Source organism: Curtobacterium flaccumfaciens UCD-AKU, assembly GCF_000349565.1.
Lineage (GTDB): Bacteria > Actinomycetota > Actinomycetes > Actinomycetales > Microbacteriaceae > Curtobacterium > Curtobacterium poinsettiae.
On the sequence record NZ_KB714631.1, the window covers coordinates 238507 to 256385 of the forward strand.

Below are 17879 nucleotides of genomic sequence, written 5' to 3' on the forward strand. Positions count from 1 at the left end.
GAGGCGCGGGGCGGGCCCGCCCCGCGCCTCCAGGGATGGTCGTGGCCGGGTCAGGCGTCGTCGTGCGCGGCCAGGAAGGCCCCGACGACCCGGCGGAACTCCGCCGGCTGCTCCAGGTGCGAGCAGTGGCTCGCGTCGGGGAAGACGTGCTGTCGGACGTCGGCGATCCGCTCGACGAACGGGGCCCACGTGGCGGGGGTGGCCTCGTCGTGCTCGCCGGCGACGACGAGCGTCGGCACGGCGACGCGGTCGAGCCGGTCGACGATGGTCCAGTCGCGCATCGTGCCGACGACGTGGAACTCGTTCGGGCCGTTCATCGTGTGGTAGACCGTCGGCTCGCGCTCCATCTGCTCCTCGGAGTCGACGAAGTCCGGATGGCTCGGGACCACGCGGCAGACGTGCCGCTCGTAGAAGACCTGCGTCGCCGCAAGGTACTCGGGGTCGTCGACGGTGCCGGCCGTCTCGTGCCGGGTCAGGGCGTCCTGCACGTCGGCGGGCAGCTGCGCGCGGAGCTCGGCGGCGCCGTCGACCCAGAGCTGCATCGACGCGGGGGAGTTGCAGATCGCCAGCGAGCGGAGGCCCGCGGGCTGCTGCACTGCGATCTCTGCGCCGAGCATGCCGCCCCACGACTGCCCGAGCACGTGGTGGTCGCCGAGCCCGAGGTGCTCGACCAGGGCGGCGTACTCGTCGACGAACAGCTGCGGCTGCCAGGTGTCCGCCGGGGCGTCCGGGCGGTGGGTGCTCCGGCCGCAGCCGAACTGGTCGTGGTGGACGACGGTCCGGCCGGTCTCGTCGGCCAGGGCCGCGAGGTTCCGGAGGTAGTCGTGGGCCATGCCGGGCCCGCCGTGCAGGACGACGAGGGGCAGCGCGCCGGCGACCGGGGTGTCGGGCGTGGTGACCCGGTACCAGGTCTCGCCGTCGCGGAACGGCATCGTGGATTCGGTGATGCTGGACATGGGGGTCAGCATGGAGCGGAAAAAGGTCCCACGCAATACCTTTTCTGCTGCCTTAACGTGGTCGTAACACCGTGAAGGGGGGTCCGTGTGTCCGATCGTGCGACCGAGACGCGCGTCGACGAGGTCGAGGACCGCCTCGTGACCGCCGTCGCCGTGGGCGAGTACCTGCCCGGCGCGAACCTGCCGCCGGAACGCGAACTGGCCGGCCTGCTCGGCGTCGCCCGGGTCACCGTTCGCAGTGCGATCGCCCGGCTCGTCGAACGGGGGCTGCTCGAGACCCGTCGAGGCCGGGGCGGTGGCACGTTCGTCCGCACCGAGTGGCCGGACAGCTCGTCGGACGCCGTCGGGCGGGTGCTGCTCGCCCGGTGGGAGGCGATCCAGGACACCGCCGACGCCATCGCGCTGCTGCACGGGGCGCTCGCCACGGCCGCCGCGGAACGGGTGACCCCGGAGGACGCCGCCCTGATCCGGGCACGGCTCGAGGTGTTCCGCGACGCCACCTCGGGCCTCGAGAAGCAGCAGGCCGACGCCGTGCTGCACCGGACGATCATCGACGCCGCGCGGAACGACGCCCTGCGGACGGCGCTCGCCGGGTTGGAGGCGCAGATCTCCATCGCCGCTCCGGCGCACCTGTGGGGCACGGCCGAGGGCATGGCGGAGATGGAGACCCGTGCGCTCCACGAGCACGAACGGCTGGTGGACGCGGTGTGTTCTGGCCGCGCACCCGAGGCGGGCGTGATCGCCCGGCAGCACGTCGGGATCGACGTCGAACTGCTCGAACGGGCCGTGCGGCGGACGGGGCAGGTGCCCCGGCACTGAGGGGCGGTCTGCTGGTCGGTGTGTTGCTTCTCGGTTGGTCGGTCGGTGCGGCGGTTGCTCGTCAGTGCACGGCGGGTGCCGGCACCGGGTAGACGTCGTCCGGCATCGGCCACGGCGCCCACTTCGGCCGCGGCGCGTGCACCAGGTACGGCTGCGGCGTCGGGTAGCTGACGAGCTCGAGCGTCGATCCCCACGGCGTGCGGGTGTACACGAACCGGTTGCCGGGCCCCGCCTCGTCACCACGCAGGTCGCGGGGGTCGGAGTTCCGGGTGCCGCCGGCCGCCTCGACCCGGGCGAGCGTCTCGTCCAGGTCGTCGGCGTAGATCGCCAGGTGCTGCCACCCCAGGTCGGACGGGTGTGCGGCGTACCGCTGCTCGGGTCCCAGGTACTCGAACAGCTCGAGCCCCGGGCCTTCGGGCAGCGCGAGCATCCGCATGGCCCCCTGCGCCATGGTGCTCGGGATCCCGAGGTACCCGTGGGCCTCGGGACTGCTGTTCGGCATCTCGTCACGACGGCGCATGTCGTACAGGACGACGGCGTCGAACGCCGCCTCGAAGAACTCCGTGGCTGCGTCGATGTCCGGCACCGTGACGCCCACGTGATCGATCCTGATTCCCCTGCTCATGGTCGATTCGTACCACCGGCAGTCGCCACCGCTTCTGTCCGGGCGAGGTCCGTGCGGGGTGCGTGCCCATCGATGCGGCAAGCCGCAGTGCGGGTCTCCTGCGACCTTCCGGAACGGTCGTTCCAGGACGGGGGCCGGGACACACGACCGTTACACGAGGGAAACGGCGGGGGCGAAGTCGCTCCGTAGCTTCGTGCTCAAGCACGCACCGCCCCGCTTCCCACTCCCTCGGAGGACGCCATGGCTACCGACATCGCGACACCAGTCGCCGCGCCCCACGCCCCCACCACGACCGCCGCTCCTGCCCCGGCGGGTGCCGGCGTCGTCAAGCCCGGGTACGACCCGGCGCTCACGAACGAGGACCTCGCCCCGCTCCGCGAACAGCGCTGGACGAGCTACAACTTCTTCGCCTTCTGGATGTCGGACGTGCACTCGGTCGGCGGCTACGTCACTGCCGGGTCGCTCTTCGCCCTCGGCATCGCGAGCTGGCAGGTGCTCATCGCCCTGGTGGTCGGCATCCTGATCGTGCAGGTCTTCGCGAACCTGGTCGCCAAGCCGTCGCAACGCACGGGAGTGCCGTACCCCGTGATCAACCGCGCGGTGTTCGGAGTGCTCGGCGCGAACGTCCCCGCCATCATCCGCGGTCTCATCGCGATGGCCTGGTACGGCGTGCAGACCTTCCTGGCGGCACAGTCGCTGAACATCATCTTCCTCAAGTTCATCCCGGCGTCGGCGGGGCTGCTCGACCACTCGTTCCTCGGGCTGTCGGCCCTGGGGTGGATCTCGTACGCGATCCTCTGGGTGGCGCAGGGGGCGCTGTTCTGGATGGGCATGGAGGCCATCAAGCGGTTCATCGACTGGGCCGGACCGGCGGTCTACGTGGTGATGATCGTGCTCGCGGTCTACCTGGTCAGCCAGGCGGGCATCGGCAACATCTCGTTCACCCTGTCGGCGGGCGAGCCGCTGTCGTTCGGGGCGTCGATCCCGGTGATGCTGTCCGCGGTCGCCCTGGTGGTCAGCTACTTCTCCGGCCCGATGCTGAACTTCGGTGACTTCTCGCGCTACGGCCGGTCGTTCCGGGCGGTCAAGCGCGGCAACTTCTGGGGACTGCCGATCAACTTCCTGTTCTTCTCGGTCCTGACGGTGCTCTGCGCGAGTGCGACGGTGCCGGTGTTCGGCAAGCTCATCACCGACCCGATCGAGACCGTGCAGGCCATCGGAGCACCCTTCGCGATCCTGCTCGGTGGCCTGACGTTCGTCACCGCGACCGTCGGCATCAACATCGTCGCGAACTTCATCAGCCCCGCGTTCGACTTCTCGAACGTGGCGCCCCGGAAGATCTCGTGGCGTGCCGGCGGCATGATCGCCGCCGTCGGCTCGGTGCTCCTCACCCCGTGGAACTGGTACGGCAACGACCAGGCGATCCTGTACACGCTCGGTGTGCTCGGTGCGCTGATCGGCCCGCTGTTCGGCATCCTCATCGCGGGCTACTACATCGTCGGCAAGCAGCGCATCGCGATCGACGACATGTACTCCACCAGCCGCACTGCCCGGTACTGGTACCGCGGCGGCTTCAACCCGAACGCCATCTGGACCCTCGTGGTCACCGGCGCGGTCTCGGTCGCGAGCGCGGTCCTGCCCCCGACGCTGGGCGTGCTGCCGTGGCTGTCGAGCTACAGCTGGTTCATCGGCTGCGGCCTGGGCCTCGTCGTCTTCTGGGCACTCGAGCGCGCCCGGCCGAGCATGCCCGTGCTCGACGCGGACGACCCGACGGTCGACGACGGCGCGGCCGTCGGTCGCGCCTGACCGTCGGCGTCGCGGCCCGTCCTCCACAGGGCGGGTCGCGACGCTCGCTCGTCCACGGATCCACACCACGGCCGGGAGGTCCGCCCCGGCCCCGCCACGATGGTCACCACCCAGCACCACCGGTTCCACCGCTCCACTCGTTCCACCCGCTCCACCGGAAGGACCCCGATGCGCATCCGCGTCGTCAACCCCAACACCACCGCGTCGATGACGCGTTCGATCGGCGTCGCAGCCCAGGCCGTCGCCGCGCCCGGCACCCTGATCGAAGCGGTCGAGCCCACGATGGGGCCGGCCTCGATCGAGAGCCACTACGAAGAGGCCCTGGCCGTCCCCGGGTTGCTCGAGCAGATCGCCCGCGGTGAGCAGGACGGGGTGGACGCCTTCGTCGTCGCCTGCTTCGGGGACCCGGGGCTCGACGCCGCGCGGGAACTCGCGACGGTGCCGGTGATCGGGATCGCCGAGGCCGGGTTCCACGCCGCCGCGATGCTCGGCCGCCGATTCGGCGTCGTCACCACCCTGGCGCGGACGACCGGCCGCGCCCACGAGCTCGCCCAGCGCTACGGGTTCGCACCGCTCGTCACCGAGATCCGTGCGTGCGAGGTCCCGGTGCTCGAGCTCGACGACCCCGCGTCCGGTGCGCGGGCGCTCGTGACCCAGGAGTGCCGAGCCGCCATCGACGGGGGAGCCGATGCCGTCGTGCTCGGGTGTGCGGGCATGGCCGACTTCTGCGCCGAGATCTCGCTCGCGATCGGGGCGCCGGTCGTCGACGGTGTCGCGGCTGCCACGGTCCTGGCCGAGTCGCTCGTCCGCCTCGGGGTGTCCACGGGCAAGCGTGGTGAGTACGCCCTGCCGCCGACGAAGGCGATGTCGGGGCTGCTGGCCGGCTTCGAACGCCACCCGGTGGCGGTCGCGACGGCCGGGGCGGGCGCGTGACGGGCCTCCCGGCGGCGGCCGCCACCGCCGACCTCGTCGTCCGCGCGCACCGAGCCTGGGTCGACGGCACGTTCCGTCCGGCCGCGGTCGTCGTCCACGACGGACGGGTCACCGACGTCCTGCCGGTCGATGCGGTCGTCGACACCGTGCAGGACCACACCGTGCCGGACGGGCAGGTACTGCTCCCCGGGCTCGTCGACACCCACGTGCACGTCAACGAGCCCGGCCGCACCGAGTGGGAGGGCTTCGCATCCGCGACCCGGGCCGCTGCGATGGGCGGTGTCACCACGATCGTGGACATGCCGCTCAACTCGATCCCCGCGACGACCACGGTCGAGGCGCTCGCCGTCAAGCGGGCGAGCGCCGAGGGCCGGGTGGCGGTCGACGTCGGGTTCTGGGGCGGTGCGGTCCCCGCGAGCCTCGGGACGCTCGACGCCCTGCACGACGCTGGCGTCTTCGGCTTCAAGTGCTTCACGGCGCCGAGCGGTGTGGACGAGTTCCCGCACCTCGACCCCGAGCAGCTCCGCGCCGCGATCGCCGAGGCCGCGCGGATCGACGCCCTGCTGATCGTGCACGCCGAGGACCCGGAACACCTCGTGCCGCACCAGGCGCTCGGTGGCCGGTACGCGGACTTCCTGGCCACCCGGCCCGTCGCCGCCGAACGGTCCGCGATCGCGCAGGTCATCGACGGCGCACGGGCCACCGGGGCACGGGTGCACGTGCTGCACCTGTCCGACGCGGGCGCGCTGCCGATGCTCCGCGCGGCGAAGGACGACGGCGTGCGCATCACGGTCGAGACGTGTCCGCACTACCTGTCGTTCGAGGCGGGCACGATCCCGGACGGCGCGACCGCCTACAAGTGCTGTCCGCCGATCCGTGACGACGCCAACCGCGACGCGCTGTGGGCGGGCGTGCTCGACGGCACGATCGACCTCGTGGTGTCGGACCACTCGCCCTCCACCGCGGACCTGAAGACCGACGACTGGGGCCTGGCCTGGGGTGGGGTCGCCGGGCTGCAGGTCGGGTTCCGGGCGGTGTGGACCGAGGCCGAGCGTCGCGGAGTCCCGCTCCAGGCACTGCTGCCGCTGTTCACGACCGGTCCCGCAGCCCTGGTCGGGCTGCACGACCGCGGCGTGATCGCGCCCGGTGCGCTGGCCCACTTCGCCGTGTTCGACCCGGCTGCCCGGTCCGTGGTCGACGTCGCCGGGCTCGAGCACCGCAACCCGGTCTCGGCGTTCGACGGGCTCCGTGTGCGCGGCAGCGTCACCGAGACCTGGCTCCGTGGCCGTCGCATCGCCACGGCCGACGGCGGCGTGGTGCGGGTCGAGGGTCGCCTGGCCAGTCGTCCCGTGCTCGCGTCGGAAACACCCCTGTAACGATCGTTCCGGTATCGTCGGATCGGGAACGGAAGGAACCACCATGCTCCCAGTGAACCCACCTGCCCGTCTCCTCATGGGCCCGGGGCCGATCGACGCCGACCCGCGCGTGCTCCGGGCGCTGTCGACGCCGCTCGTCGGCCAGTACGACCCGTGGATGACCGCGACGATGAACGAGACGCAGGCGCTCTACCGCCGCGTGTTCGGCACGCAGAACGACGCCACGCTGCTCGTCGACGGCACCTCGCGCGCGGGCATCGAAGCGGTGCTCGTGTCCCTGCTCGCCCCGGGGGACCGCGTGCTCGTGCCGGTGTTCGGCCGGTTCGGACACCTGCTCGCCGAGATCGCCGGCCGTGCCGGTGCCGAAGTCCACACCATCCAGACCGAGTGGGGCCAGGTCTTCACGCCGTCCGCGATCGAGTCGGCGATCGCCCGCGTCCGGCCGAAGGTGCTGGCGGTCGTGCAGGGCGACACCTCGACCACGATGAACCAGCCCCTCGACGAGCTCGGTGTGATCTGCGAGCGGTACGGGGTCCTGCTCTACACCGACGCGACCGCGACCGTGGGCGGCAACCCGCTCGAGGTCGACGCCTGGGGGATCGACGCCGTGAGCGCCGGGCTGCAGAAGTGCCTCGGCGGCCCGTCCGGCAGTGCTCCCGTCACGCTGTCGCCGAAGGCCGTGGCGGTGCTCGACGAGCGGCGGAGCGTCGAGGCCGGCATCCGCGAACCCGGCGACGTCGTCGCCGACGAACCGATCCGCTCGAACTACCTCGACCTCGCGATGATCCTCGACTACTGGGGTCCGCGCCGACTGAACCACCACACCGAGGCTGCGTCGATGCTCTACGCCGCCCACGAGTGCGCCCGCATCCTGCTCGAAGAAGGCCGCGACGCCGTCGTCACCCGCCACGAGACCGCCGGGCGCGCGATGCTCGACGGCGTGCAGGCACTCGGCCTCCGGGTCTTCGGCGACGTCGCCCACAAGATGCACAACGTCGTCGCCGTCGAGATCCCGTCCGACGTGGTCGGCGACCAGGTCCGCGCCGCGATGCTCGACGACCACGGCATCGAGATCGGCACGTCGTTCGGGCCGCTGCACGGGCGGGTCTGGCGCATCGGCACCATGGGCTACAACGCGCGGAAGGACACCGTCGTCACGACCCTGGCCGCGCTCGAGCACGCCCTGCGTCGGGCAGGGCACGCGGTGCCGCACGGCGGCGGGGTCGACGCCGCCCTCGACGTCTTCCGCGACCCCACCGCCACCGCCACCGCACGCGCCCAGGCCGAGGTGCTCGCGTGAGCGCCTTGCCCGTCCTGAACGCGACCGCCGTGGGCACCGCCGACGCCGAACTCGTCGCCGGCTGGTGCGACGAGCTCGCCGCCCTCAGCGCCGAACCGGGCCGGATCACCCGCGTCTACCTGTCGCCGGAACACGCTCGGGCCAACGCCCTCGTCGCGGGCTGGATGCAGGACGCCGGACTGTCCACGTGGCAGGACGCCGCCGGCAACCTGCACGGTCGGGCCGCGGGCGCGACGCCCGACGCCCCCGTGCTGCTGCTCGGCTCCCACCTGGACACCGTGGTGGACGCCGGCCGGTACGACGGCATCGTCGGGGTGCTCATGGCGATCCGCACCGCCGCCCGGCTCACCGCCGACGGCCCGCTGCCCGTCGCACTCCAGGTCATCGCGTTCTCCGACGAAGAAGGCACCCGCTTCGGCAAGGCACTGCTCGGGTCGTCCGCCGTGGCCGGGGTCTGGGACGACGCCTGGTGGGACCTTGCCGACGATGACGGCACGACCCTGCGGCAGGCCTTCACCGACTTCGGCCTCGACCCGGAGCGTGTCGGTGACGCTGCGGTCGACCCGGCCTCCGTGGTCGGCTACCTCGAAGCGCACATCGAGCAGGGGCCGCACCTGGAGCAGGCCGGCCAGGCCCTCGGGGTCGTCACGAGCATCGCGAGTGCCCGGCGGTTCTCGGTCGAGGCCGTGGGTGAAGCCCGGCACGCCGGCGGCACCCCCTACGAACGACGGCACGACGCCCTGCTCGCCGCTGCCGAAGCGGCGTTGGCGGTGGAACGGATCTGCCGGGCGTCGCACCAGGTCGGCACGGTCGGCACGATGACCGTCGAACCCGGAGCCGTCAACGTGGTCCCCGGACTCGCACGGTTCTCCGTCGACCTGCGGGGCGAGTTCGACGACGAGCGCGACGAGGTCTGGGACGAACTCACCAAGGCCTTCACGTTCATCGGTGAACGGCGCGGGGTGAGCGTCGCCCCGACCGAGGTGCACCGTGCGCCCGCGGTGTTCTGCTCGCCCCGGCTGATGGACGCCGTCCGCGCCGGGATCGTGTCGACGGGCGAAGCCGCACCGATGGAGCTGTTCTCACGAGCCGGCCACGACGCGATGTCGCTCGGGCTCATCACCGACGTCGCGATGCTGTTCCTCCGCAACCCCGACGGCATCAGCCACCACCCGGACGAGTTCGTGTCGACGCCGGACATCGCCCTCGGCCTCGACGCCCTGGCCGTCGCCGTCGATCGGGTGGCACGCGCATGAGCACCGCCGGCCCCGACGTCCGCGCCCGGATCGACTCCGTCTGGGAACAGCTCTCGCCCGCGGAACGACGGGTCGCCGCCATGGTGCGGCACGACCCGGAACTCCTGCTCGTCGGCACCTCCGCCGAACTCGCGGCCGAGTCCGGCACCTCGAAGGCCACGGTCTCGCGACTCGTGCGGTCCCTGGGGTTCCAGGACGCCGCCGAGGTCCGGCAGAACCTGATGTCGGCGCGGGGCTCGGGCCTGCCGTGGGTCGCCGAGGACGCCGCCCACGTCGACCAGCGTGCGGTGGAGGCACGGAACCTCGACGCAGCCTTCGCGTCCCTCGGCCGAGCGGACCGGCCGCGGCTGGCCCGTCGGATCGTCCGTGCCCGCCGGGTGCTCGTCCTCGGCGAACGCGGGGCCTACCCGATCGCGCTGCAACTGCGGTCCCAACTGGCGCAGGTGCGGTCCGACGTCCGGGTCGGTCCGTCGCCCGGGCAGCGGCTCGGCGAAGAGGTCGCCGACCTCGACCGGCACGACCTCGTCGTCCTGGTGACCGTTCGTCGGCACACCGCCGGGGTCGAACGGATCGTCCGGCACTGCGTCGACTCCGGCGCGGACGTCGTCGTGCTCGGCGACCCGACGGCCGCGGTCATCGCCGCTCCCGCCACCACCGCGATCCTCTGCCCGGTCGACTCACCGTCGGCGTTCGACTCGATGGCCGCGCTGTTCGCCGTCGTCGCGGCGATCACGAACGACGTCTACGACGCCTCGGGTCCCGGTGGCCGGGTGCGGGTCGACGCCGTCGCCACCGCCTACGACGCCCTGGGGGAACTCGCAGCGCCCTGATCGCCGTCCGTCCCGCCGCCGAGCTCGGCACGCAGCTCAGCGGCGAGCGACGCGTTGCGGTCGGCGATGAGCTTCGGCATGTACCGGGCCAACGCGAGCACCTCGGCCAGGCGGCCCAGCGGACCGAGCGGAGCGCGGAACGTGATGGTGTCGACCATGCGCGTCCCGCCGGCCGACGGCTCGAACCGGTGCTCGTGGTGGAAGCGGGCGAACGGCCCACGCACCTGTTCGTCGACGAACCGGTGGGGAGCCTCCAGGGCGGTGACGCCGCTCGTCATCTTCCAGACGATCCCGAAGTGCCGCGCCCGCCAGGTGACGGTCTCACCCAGGCCGATCGTGCCGGTCGTCGTGCCGGCGACGGCGCGTTCGTCGGTCGCTGCCATCGAGCGCTCGTGCGCGCCGATGTCCAGCGACAGTGCGAAGGCGCGCTCCGGCGGCACCGGCAGTTCCGTCACGACACGGAACGAGACGGTCACGACGTCGGCCAGACCGTCGGAGCGGACCGATCGTCGTCGGCATCGCTGATCTCGGGGACCGAGAGCGCCAGGCGCTCGGTGCGGAGGGTGACGGGCTGCACAGAACGAGCCTAGCCACGACGGCGCGGGCGGTAGCGTCGGGGGATGACGTTCGACGCGCTCCCGTTCCCGGTCATCGACGGCCACAACGACCTGCCCTGGGAACGCCGTGACAGCCACGACTCCGGCGTCGACGGCATCGACACCGAGACCGACTCGCTGCACACCGACATCCCGAAGCTCCGTGCCGGCGGCGTGGTCGGGCAGTTCTGGTCGGTGTTCGTGCCCGCGGACGACCCGGACCCCGTGACGACCACCCTGCAGCAGGTCGATCTCGCACACCGGATCATCGAGCGTTACCCCGACGACCTCGCGCTTGCCCGCACCGCCGCCGAGGTCCGTGCGGCGGTCGACTCCGGCCGGATCGCGTCCCTGCTCGGCGCCGAGGGCGGGCACTCGATCGGCGACGACCTGGCCGTCCTCCGCACCCTCGCGCGGCTCGGCGTCCGGTACATGACGCTCACACACAACGACGACACCCCCTGGGCCGACTCCGCGACCGGGGAACGGGCGCACGGCGGCCTGACCGACCGCGGGCGACAGGTCGTCGCCGAGATGGAGCGGATCGGCATGCTCGTCGACCTGTCCCACACCGCCCCGGCCACCATGCGGGACACCCTCGACATCGCGACCCAGCCCGTCGTGTTCAGCCACTCGTCGACCGTCGCGATCGACGACCACCCGCGGAACGTGCCCGACGACGTGCTCGCCCGGCTCGCCGACAACGGTGGCGTCGTGATGATCACCTTCGTGCCGAAGTTCGTGTCGCGGGTGTGGGCCGACTGGGAGGAGTCGGGCATGGCCGGCGAACCGCCCCTGGTCACGGTGTCGGACGTCGCCGACCACGTCGAGCACGCCCGCGACGTCGCCGGTGTGGCGCACCTGGGCCTCGGCGGCGACTACGACGGCACCCCGGTGCTGCCGCCGGACCTGCGCGACGTGTCGCGGTACCCGGTGCTCGCGGCGGAGCTGGTCCGCCGCGGCTGGGGCGAGTCGGACCTGCGTGCGCTGGCCGGCGGCAACGTGCTGCGGGTGCTCGAGGCGACCGACGAGCGGTTCGCCCTGACGGCGTTCGTGCGCTGACGCGGTCGATCGCGCCACGAAAGCGACTCTCCTCGGCGCTGGTCGTGCTCACTCCCGCGAAAGCGACAGAACCCTGCGAACCTTCCGCGGACACCTGTCGCTTTCGCAGGCCGGGACCCGGGCGTGGATGCGCGAATCGGGTCCGGCGCGCACGCGCCGTCACGAACAGGACCACCTGGGGTCCGGTGGCTAGGATCGGGCGCACACCGCGCCTCCAGGAAGAGCGATGCGCGACCTGAGCTGCGAAGGACGGACCGGATGAGCGGCACCATCTACGAGAACATCTCCCAGGCGTTCGGCAACACCCCCCTCGTCAAGCTGAACCGCCTGCCGAAGGCGGGCGGCGCCGAGGTGCTCGCGAAGCTCGAGTTCTACAACCCGGGCGCCAGCGTCAAGGACCGCCTGGGCGTCGCGATCATCGACGCCGCCGAGGCCTCCGGAGCGCTGCAGGCCGGCGGCACCATCGTCGAGGGCTCGTCCGGCAACACCGGGATCGCCCTGGCCCTGGTCGGCGCCGCCCGTGGGTACCGGGTCGTCATCACGATGCCCGAGACGATGAGCGTCGAACGCCGTGCGGTGATCCGTGCGTACGGGGCCGAGATCGTCCTGACCCCCGGGCCCGAGGGCATGAAGGGCGCGGTCGCCAAGGCCGAGTCGATCGTCGCGGAGACCCCCGGCGCGATCCTCGCCCACCAGTTCGAGACGGCCGCGAACGCCGAGATCCACCGGAAGACCACGGCGGAGGAGATCCTCCGCGACACCGAGGAGCACGTCGACGTGTTCGTCGCGGGTGTGGGCACCGGCGGCACGATCACCGGGGTCGGGCAGGTGCTCAAGGAGCGCGTGCCCGGCGTGCAGATCGTCGCCGTCGAGCCGAAGGACTCGCCCCTGCTCACCGAGGGCAAGGCTGGTCCGCACAAGATCCAGGGCATCGGCGCGAACTTCATCCCCGAGGTCCTCGACCAGAGCGTCATCGACGAGGTGTTCGACGTCGAGCTCGACGACGCACTCCGTGTCGCCCGCGCCCTGGCGACCGAGGAGGGCATCCTGTCGGGCATCTCGTCCGGCGCGATCATCCACGCGGCCCTCGAGATCGCCGCCCGCCCCGAGAACGCCGGCAAGCGGATCGTCGCCATCGTGTGCGACACCGGAGAGCGCTACCTGTCGACGGTGCTCTTCGAGGGACTCACTGCGTGAGTCGTCCCGTCCGACGAGGCGTGCTGCGGACCATCCGCGAGGACCTGGCCGCAGCACGCCGCGGTGACCCTGCTGCGCGCGGCGACCTGGAGAACGCGATCGTCTACTCCGGGTTGCACGCCATCTGGACGTACCGGGTGACCCACCGGCTCTGGAACGCACAGGGGCTGCCCGGGTCGCGGTTCGCGGCGCGGCTGCTCGGGCAGGTCGCGCGGTCGGTCACCGGGATCGAGATCCACCCGGGGGCGCGCATCGGCCGCCGGTTCTTCATCGACCACGGCATGGGTGTCGTCATCGGGGAGACCGCGGTCATCGGGGATGACGTGCTCGTGTTCCACGGTGTGACCCTGGGTGGACGCGGTGGCGACCACGGCCCGAGCGCCCGACGGCATCCGGTGGTGGGGGACCGCGTGGTGCTCGGCGCGGGGTCGTCGCTCATCGGGGCGATCACGATCGGTCCGGACTCCGTCGTCGGCGCCAACACCGTGGTCACGAAGGACGTACCGGCGGGGTCGGTGGTCACCGGGGTGGCCGGGACGCCTCGTCCCCGGTCCGGGCACGAGGGCGTCCCGTCGCTCTGAGCGCGTCGCACCGCGCCTGGCACGCAAAACACCGGTGTTCACGCATTGCACCCCGGCGTGCGGGTGTTCAGGACGCGAACACCGGTGTCTTGCCGGTGTCACCGAGCGAGCGTGAGCGTCAGCTCTTCTCGCAGGCGATGCCGTCCTTGTCGCGGTCGAGCTTGGTGTTCGCCCGGTACAGCGCGTCGTCCTTCTTCACCGTGCCCTTGAGCGCGCGGTAGGTGGCCTTGCCACCGGAGACGACCTTGTTCTTCTTGACGGACTTCTTCGCGATGCCGCCGGAGTAGACCTTGTGCACCGCGGTGCAGTTGGCGTAGGACTTCGGTGCTGCCTGGGCGGTCGAGGTCCCGCCGACGACGACGGTGGTCGCGAGGACGGCGGTGGCGGCGGCGATGCCGAGGGTACGGATGATGCGCACGGGTTCCCCCTGGAACTGGTGGTGATCGCGCGAGCGATCGCCGCGTCGGGTACGCGGCGTGGTGATCCTACGACGTGATCGACGCTCACGACCTGCCCCCGAACGGGGTGCGCTGTCGGCGGCCTCGGGCATCCTGGTCAGATGGACGGCGAGCAGTTGCACGAGATCGCGAGCCGCACGGCCCTGGCGCTGCCGGCGGCCGTCGAGACGCAGCCGTTCGGCGAGGGCTCCGTCGTCTACAAGGTCGTCGGCAAGATGTTCGTGATGGTCACCGAGGTACGCGGGACACCGATCGTCAACCTGAAGTGCGCGCCGCCGCACGGGGCGGCGCTGGTGCGCGACCACGACGAGATCACGCCAGGGTGGCACATGAACAAGCGGCACTGGATCACGCTGGCGCCGGGTGGCGGCATCGACGAGACCCTGGTCGAGGACCTCGTGGCGAACGCCTACGACCTGGTGGTCGCGGGACTGCCCGTGGCGAAGCGCCCGATCGACCCGTCGCGGGGCGCGCTGCCGGGCCGACCGGACGCAAGGAGCTGACCGGACGCAAGGAGCTGACCGGACGCAAGGAGCTGACCGGACGCAAGGAGCTGACCGGACGCACGGAGCGGCGCGGACGCACGCGGCTCGACGGGCTCAGGCCCGCGCGGCGACCTTCGACAGGTCCTGCACGACCTTCGGCGCCAGCCGTTCCCCCGACTCGAGCACGGCCCGTGCACGTCCGGGCGACAGGTCGCTGAAGATCTCGCCGATGGTCACCCCGTGCTCGGGCCGGTACGTCACCGCGATGGGGTCGCCCGCTGTCACCGATCCGGACTTGACCACGCGGAAGTACGCGCCGGGTCGGCCCTCGTCGGCGAACCGCTTCACCCACTTGTCGATCCCCATGCGCCTGGCGAAGGTGCCGCACGGGATCCGGGGGATCGTGACCTCGAGTTCCAGGGTGTCGCCGATCCGCCAGCGTTCCCCGGTCACGGCACCGGTGACGTCGATGCCGCTGGTGCGCAGGTTCTCGCCGAACAGGCCGGGCGTGACCTCGCGGTCGAGCAGCTCGGCGAAGTACGCGGCGTCCTCGTCGGCGTAGGCGTACACGGCCTGGTCCGGACCGCCGTGGTACTTGCGGTTCGCCTGCACGTCGGCACGCAGGCCGAGGGGCCGGACGCGGACGCTGCCGGCGACCGGGCGCTTGTCGATCGCGGTGACGCCGATGATGCCGGAGTCCGGCAGCAGGCGGTCGACGCGGCAGACGGCGGTGACGAGCGGCATGGAGCCACTCTGGCGCACGCAGGGCCCGTGCGCCAAGCCGCGCTCGCACCGGCCTGACACGTTGGTGCTAGCGGGTGAGCCTCCCTCGGAACTACGGTGAACGAGTTCCGGCCTCCCGCCGACGTGGAGGCAGCGGCCAGCCCGCGTCACGAGTGGAACAGACAACCAGGGAGGCACGAGATGGCGTTCGTCACCACGAGCGATGGGGCAGAGATCTTCTACAAGGACTGGGGGCCGCGCGACGCGCAGCCGATCGTCTTCCACCACGGCTGGCCCCTGTCTTCGGACGACTGGGACGCCCAGATGCTGTTCTTCCTCGGCAAGGGCTACCGCGTGATCGCGCACGACCGTCGCGGGCACGGGCGGTCGTCGCAGATCGGCACCGGACACGACATGGACCACTACGCGAGCGACACGGACGCGCTCGTGCAGCACCTGGACCTGCGGAACGCGGTCCACATCGGCCACTCGACCGGCGGTGGCCAGGTCGCGCGGTACGTCGCACAGTACGGCGAGCCCCAGGGCCGGGTCGCCAAGGCGGTCCTGGTGTCCTCGGTGCCGCCGATCATGGTGCAGAGCGACTCGAACCCGGAAGGCACGCCCATCTCGGTGTTCGACGGGTTCCGGAGCGCGCTCGCCGCGAACCGCGCGGAGTTCTTCCAGGCCGTCGCCGAGGGGCCGTTCTACGGCTTCAACCGGCCGGGGGCAGAGGTGTCCGCCCCGGTGGTCGCCAACTGGTGGCGCCAGGGGATGACGGGCAGCGCCCTGGCCCACTACGAGGGCATCAAGGCGTTCTCCGAGACCGACCAGACCGAGGACCTCAAGGCGATCTCGGTCCCGGTCCTCGTGACCCAGGGCGACGACGACCAGGTCGTGCCCTACAAGGCCGCAGCCATCAAGCAGGCGGAGCTGCTGCCCAACGCGACGCTCAAGATCTACGAGGGCTACCCGCACGGGATGCTGACGACCCACGCGGACGTCATCAACCCCGACCTGCTCGCCTTCATCCAGCAGTAGGACCGCCCAGCACACGAAGCGGCCCGGTCAGGGGCGCACACCGGCACCGTCCGGGTGCGTCCCTGACGTCGTGTGTGACGAAACGGGTCCGGCGTCCGTCTCATCGGTGACCACACCACGAGGAGCCGACGTGACCCGCACCGCTGCAGTCCCCAGGAACGCCCCCGCGCACGTGCTCGCCCTGGCGCGTGTCCGCTCGCTGGCCGCCCGACCGGTCGGACCGTTCACGGTCGTGCCGGCGCATCCGCGCACCCAGCCGTTCACCATCCACCACCAGTAGAAGGAACGCGTGCACCACCAGTCCCTCGCCGAGCTCGACGACGCGGTCCTCGCCGGCCGGTCGTCCGACGGCGACGTCCGGGCCTTCGAGGTCCTGATCCGTCGCCACACCCCGCTGCTCCGTGCCTACGCCCGTCGGACCCTCGGTTCCACCGACGAACTCGACGACGTCGTGCAGGAGACCTTCATCACCGCGTGGGACCGCCTCGACTCCCTCGACGACCTCGCCCGCGTGAAGTCGTGGTTGATGCGCATCCTCAGCCGGAAGTGCCTCGACCGCATCCGTGCGCGTCGCATCCACGACGACGTCACCGAGCTCGAGGTCGCCGCACCCGCGGACGACGCACCTGACCGGGTCGCTGAAGCGCGTTCCCGCGAGGACGCGGTGGAACGTGCACTGGCCGAACTGCCCGAAGCCCAACGACGGTGCTGGATCATGAAGGAGGTGCTCGAGTACCGGTACGAGGAGATCGCCGCAGAACTCGACCTGCCACCATCGACGGTCCGGGGACTGCTGTCCCGAGCGAGGAAGAACATGATCCGACTCATGGAGGGATGGCGATGACCGACCACGACGGCATCCGTCCGGACCTGCCCGACAGCTCCGAGGCGCTCGACGCCCTGGAGCCCGGCGACCTCGACGGTCACTCGATCGACGAGCTCACCGACTACCTCGACGCGGGGATGCAGCCGGCCGACCCGAGCATCGACGACTCACCCGCGTGCCAGAACGCCCTCGCGGCGATCATCCGCGTCCGTCACGCGTCGCTCCGATCACTCGAGGTGGCGGCGCGTGAGGAAGCCCCGGCCGACGAGTCCTGGATCAGTGGCGTCCTGGCGAACATCTCGATCGAGGCCCGATCCGGTCGCGACGTGCCGCTCCGCCCCCTGTCCGAGACGGAGCGCCCGGTGATGACCGAGGGCGCCATCCGTTCCCTGATCCGGCGGACCGGCGACGCCGTCACCGGCGTGCTCGTCGCCCGCTGTCAGCTGGAGGGCGACGTCACCGAGCTCGCGTCACCGGTGCGCGTGGTGGTCGAGATCGCGATCGCCCCGGGCCTGTCCATCCCGACGGCTGCCGACCTGGTCCGGACCGCGGTGGGCGAGGCGCTGGCGGAGCAGACCGACCTGCTCGTCGAGGCGATCGACGTGGTCGTCCGCGATCTGCTGCCGGAGCACGACGACGCGACCGGCACCGACCCGGAGGAGGCACGATGACGACCACCGACGAGGCCCTCGCGGCGATCGAGACCGCGGTGACCGAGGTCTCCGGGGTCACCGACCTCTACCGCTCCCGCCCGCTGGTCGCGAGCGCCGTGCAGGCGGTCCGGAGCATCGCCACGAACGCCGGCCCGCTCAGGATCGTCGTCGATGACGAAGGGGTCCTGCGCGTCGTCATCGGCACCGACGGCTTCCGCCCGGCCCCGGAGGTCGCCCGCGCCGTCCACGACGTCGCCCTGGCGACCGCCGCGGCCCACGACCTGGCGCTCAGCCGCGTCGACGTGCGCGTCGCGCGGGTGGGCTGACCGCGACCACACGACGAACGGGAGGCCCGTGGC

21 protein-coding genes are annotated in these 17879 nt (G+C 71.7%); 16 read left to right on the top strand and 5 right to left on the bottom strand.

Annotation, left to right across the window (positions count from 1 at the left end; genetic code table 11):
• Positions 1-50: 50 nt before the first annotated feature.
• On the bottom strand, positions 51-956 hold the full coding sequence (locus H489_RS34730; RefSeq protein ID WP_200860533.1) for a proline iminopeptidase-family hydrolase: 906 nt from the start codon (positions 954-956) through the stop codon (positions 51-53).
• Between the two features lie 87 nt (positions 957-1043).
• On the opposite strand from H489_RS34730, the gene H489_RS34735 reads away from it, so the two are divergent.
• A complete protein-coding gene (locus H489_RS34735) occupies positions 1044-1775 on the top strand; it encodes a FadR/GntR family transcriptional regulator (protein ID WP_017888487.1) in 732 nt (243 codons plus the stop codon).
• A gap of 61 nt (positions 1776-1836) precedes the next feature.
• On the opposite strand, the gene H489_RS34740 is transcribed toward H489_RS34735, so the two are convergent.
• On the bottom strand, positions 1837-2400 hold the full coding sequence (locus H489_RS34740) for a VOC family protein (protein WP_031260432.1): 564 nt from the start codon (positions 2398-2400) through the stop codon (positions 1837-1839).
• A 240-nt stretch (positions 2401-2640) separates the two neighbouring features.
• Between H489_RS34740 and H489_RS34745 the strand changes: the two genes are divergently transcribed.
• The 6 genes from H489_RS34745 (at position 2641) to H489_RS34770 (ending at position 9901) form a co-directional block, all read left to right on the top strand.
• Positions 2641-4206 carry an NCS1 family nucleobase:cation symporter-1 gene (locus H489_RS34745; RefSeq protein WP_017888489.1) on the top strand — a complete coding sequence of 522 codons (1566 nt, stop codon included), beginning with the start codon at positions 2641-2643 and terminating at the stop codon, positions 4204-4206.
• Between the two features lie 168 nt (positions 4207-4374).
• Positions 4375-5139: an aspartate/glutamate racemase family protein gene (locus H489_RS34750; protein ID WP_017888490.1), complete on the top strand. Its 765-nt coding sequence runs from the start codon at positions 4375-4377 to the stop codon at positions 5137-5139.
• Entirely contained in the window at positions 5136-6515 is a 1380-nt protein-coding gene (gene allB / locus H489_RS34755; RefSeq protein ID WP_017888491.1) for an allantoinase AllB, read from the top strand. The genes H489_RS34750 and allB overlap by 4 nt, the downstream gene beginning before the upstream one ends.
• Positions 6516-6558: 43 nt before the next feature.
• Positions 6559-7815, top strand: a complete 1257-nt coding sequence (locus tag H489_RS34760) for a pyridoxal-phosphate-dependent aminotransferase family protein (RefSeq protein WP_040420060.1) — start codon at positions 6559-6561, stop codon at positions 7813-7815.
• Positions 7812-9071, top strand: a complete 1260-nt coding sequence (locus tag H489_RS34765; protein ID WP_017888493.1) for an allantoate amidohydrolase — start codon at positions 7812-7814, stop codon at positions 9069-9071. Before H489_RS34760 ends, H489_RS34765 begins: the two co-directional genes overlap by 4 nt.
• Complete coding sequence (locus H489_RS34770; RefSeq protein WP_017888494.1) at positions 9068-9901, top strand: MurR/RpiR family transcriptional regulator; 834 nt, start codon at positions 9068-9070, stop codon at positions 9899-9901. The genes H489_RS34765 and H489_RS34770 overlap by 4 nt, the downstream gene beginning before the upstream one ends.
• On the opposite strand, the gene H489_RS34775 is transcribed toward H489_RS34770, so the two are convergent.
• Positions 9868-10377: an SRPBCC family protein gene (locus tag H489_RS34775; protein ID WP_017888495.1), complete on the bottom strand. Its 510-nt coding sequence runs from the start codon at positions 10375-10377 to the stop codon at positions 9868-9870. The genes H489_RS34770 and H489_RS34775 overlap by 34 nt on opposite strands.
• A 144-nt stretch (positions 10378-10521) precedes the next feature.
• Between H489_RS34775 and H489_RS34780 the strand changes: the two genes are divergently transcribed.
• The 3 genes from H489_RS34780 to epsC all read left to right on the top strand — a co-directional run bounded on the left by H489_RS34780 (position 10522) and on the right by epsC (position 13337).
• The gene (locus tag H489_RS34780) at positions 10522-11559 is read left to right on the top strand and encodes a dipeptidase (RefSeq protein ID WP_017888497.1); all 1038 of its coding nucleotides are present in this window, start codon (positions 10522-10524) and stop codon (positions 11557-11559) included.
• 258 nt (positions 11560-11817) lie between these two features.
• Entirely contained in the window at positions 11818-12756 is a 939-nt protein-coding gene (cysK, locus tag H489_RS34785) for a cysteine synthase A (protein WP_017888498.1), read from the top strand.
• Entirely contained in the window at positions 12753-13337 is a 585-nt protein-coding gene (gene epsC / locus H489_RS34790) for a serine O-acetyltransferase EpsC (RefSeq protein ID WP_235045701.1), read from the top strand. Before cysK ends, epsC begins: the two co-directional genes overlap by 4 nt.
• A 118-nt stretch (positions 13338-13455) precedes the next feature.
• Here the strand turns inward: epsC and H489_RS37455 are convergent, their stop codons facing one another.
• The gene (locus H489_RS37455) at positions 13456-13755 is read right to left on the bottom strand and encodes an excalibur calcium-binding domain-containing protein (protein ID WP_017888500.1); all 300 of its coding nucleotides are present in this window, start codon (positions 13753-13755) and stop codon (positions 13456-13458) included.
• A gap of 141 nt (positions 13756-13896) precedes the next feature.
• Here H489_RS37455 and H489_RS34800 point away from each other — a divergent pair, with 141 nt between their 5' ends.
• Entirely contained in the window at positions 13897-14298 is a 402-nt protein-coding gene (locus H489_RS34800) for an MmcQ/YjbR family DNA-binding protein (RefSeq protein WP_017888501.1), read from the top strand.
• Positions 14299-14394: 96 nt separating this feature from the next.
• Here H489_RS34800 and H489_RS34805 read toward each other — a convergent pair whose 3' ends face one another.
• Positions 14395-15024, bottom strand: coding sequence for an MOSC domain-containing protein (locus H489_RS34805; RefSeq protein WP_031260441.1), 630 nt, complete (start codon positions 15022-15024; stop codon positions 14395-14397).
• 180 nt (positions 15025-15204) lie between these two features.
• Here H489_RS34805 and H489_RS34810 point away from each other — a divergent pair, with 180 nt between their 5' ends.
• The 5 genes from H489_RS34810 to H489_RS38405 all read left to right on the top strand — a co-directional run bounded on the left by H489_RS34810 (position 15205) and on the right by H489_RS38405 (position 17846).
• Positions 15205-16041 carry an alpha/beta fold hydrolase gene (locus H489_RS34810; protein WP_017888503.1) on the top strand — a complete coding sequence of 279 codons (837 nt, stop codon included), beginning with the start codon at positions 15205-15207 and terminating at the stop codon, positions 16039-16041.
• 130 nt (positions 16042-16171) lie between these two features.
• Positions 16172-16321 carry a hypothetical protein gene (locus H489_RS38400; protein WP_156155306.1) on the top strand — a complete coding sequence of 50 codons (150 nt, stop codon included), beginning with the start codon at positions 16172-16174 and terminating at the stop codon, positions 16319-16321.
• 9 nt (positions 16322-16330) lie between these two features.
• Positions 16331-16885 (top strand): RNA polymerase sigma factor, encoded by a 555-nt coding sequence (locus tag H489_RS34815; RefSeq protein ID WP_017888505.1) that lies wholly within the window; start codon positions 16331-16333, stop codon positions 16883-16885.
• Positions 16882-17538, top strand: coding sequence for a hypothetical protein (locus H489_RS34820; RefSeq protein WP_139179820.1), 657 nt, complete (start codon positions 16882-16884; stop codon positions 17536-17538). The genes H489_RS34815 and H489_RS34820 overlap by 4 nt, the downstream gene beginning before the upstream one ends.
• A complete protein-coding gene (locus H489_RS38405; RefSeq protein ID WP_017888507.1) occupies positions 17535-17846 on the top strand; it encodes a hypothetical protein in 312 nt (103 codons plus the stop codon). Before H489_RS34820 ends, H489_RS38405 begins: the two co-directional genes overlap by 4 nt.
• Positions 17847-17879 lie beyond the last annotated feature (33 nt).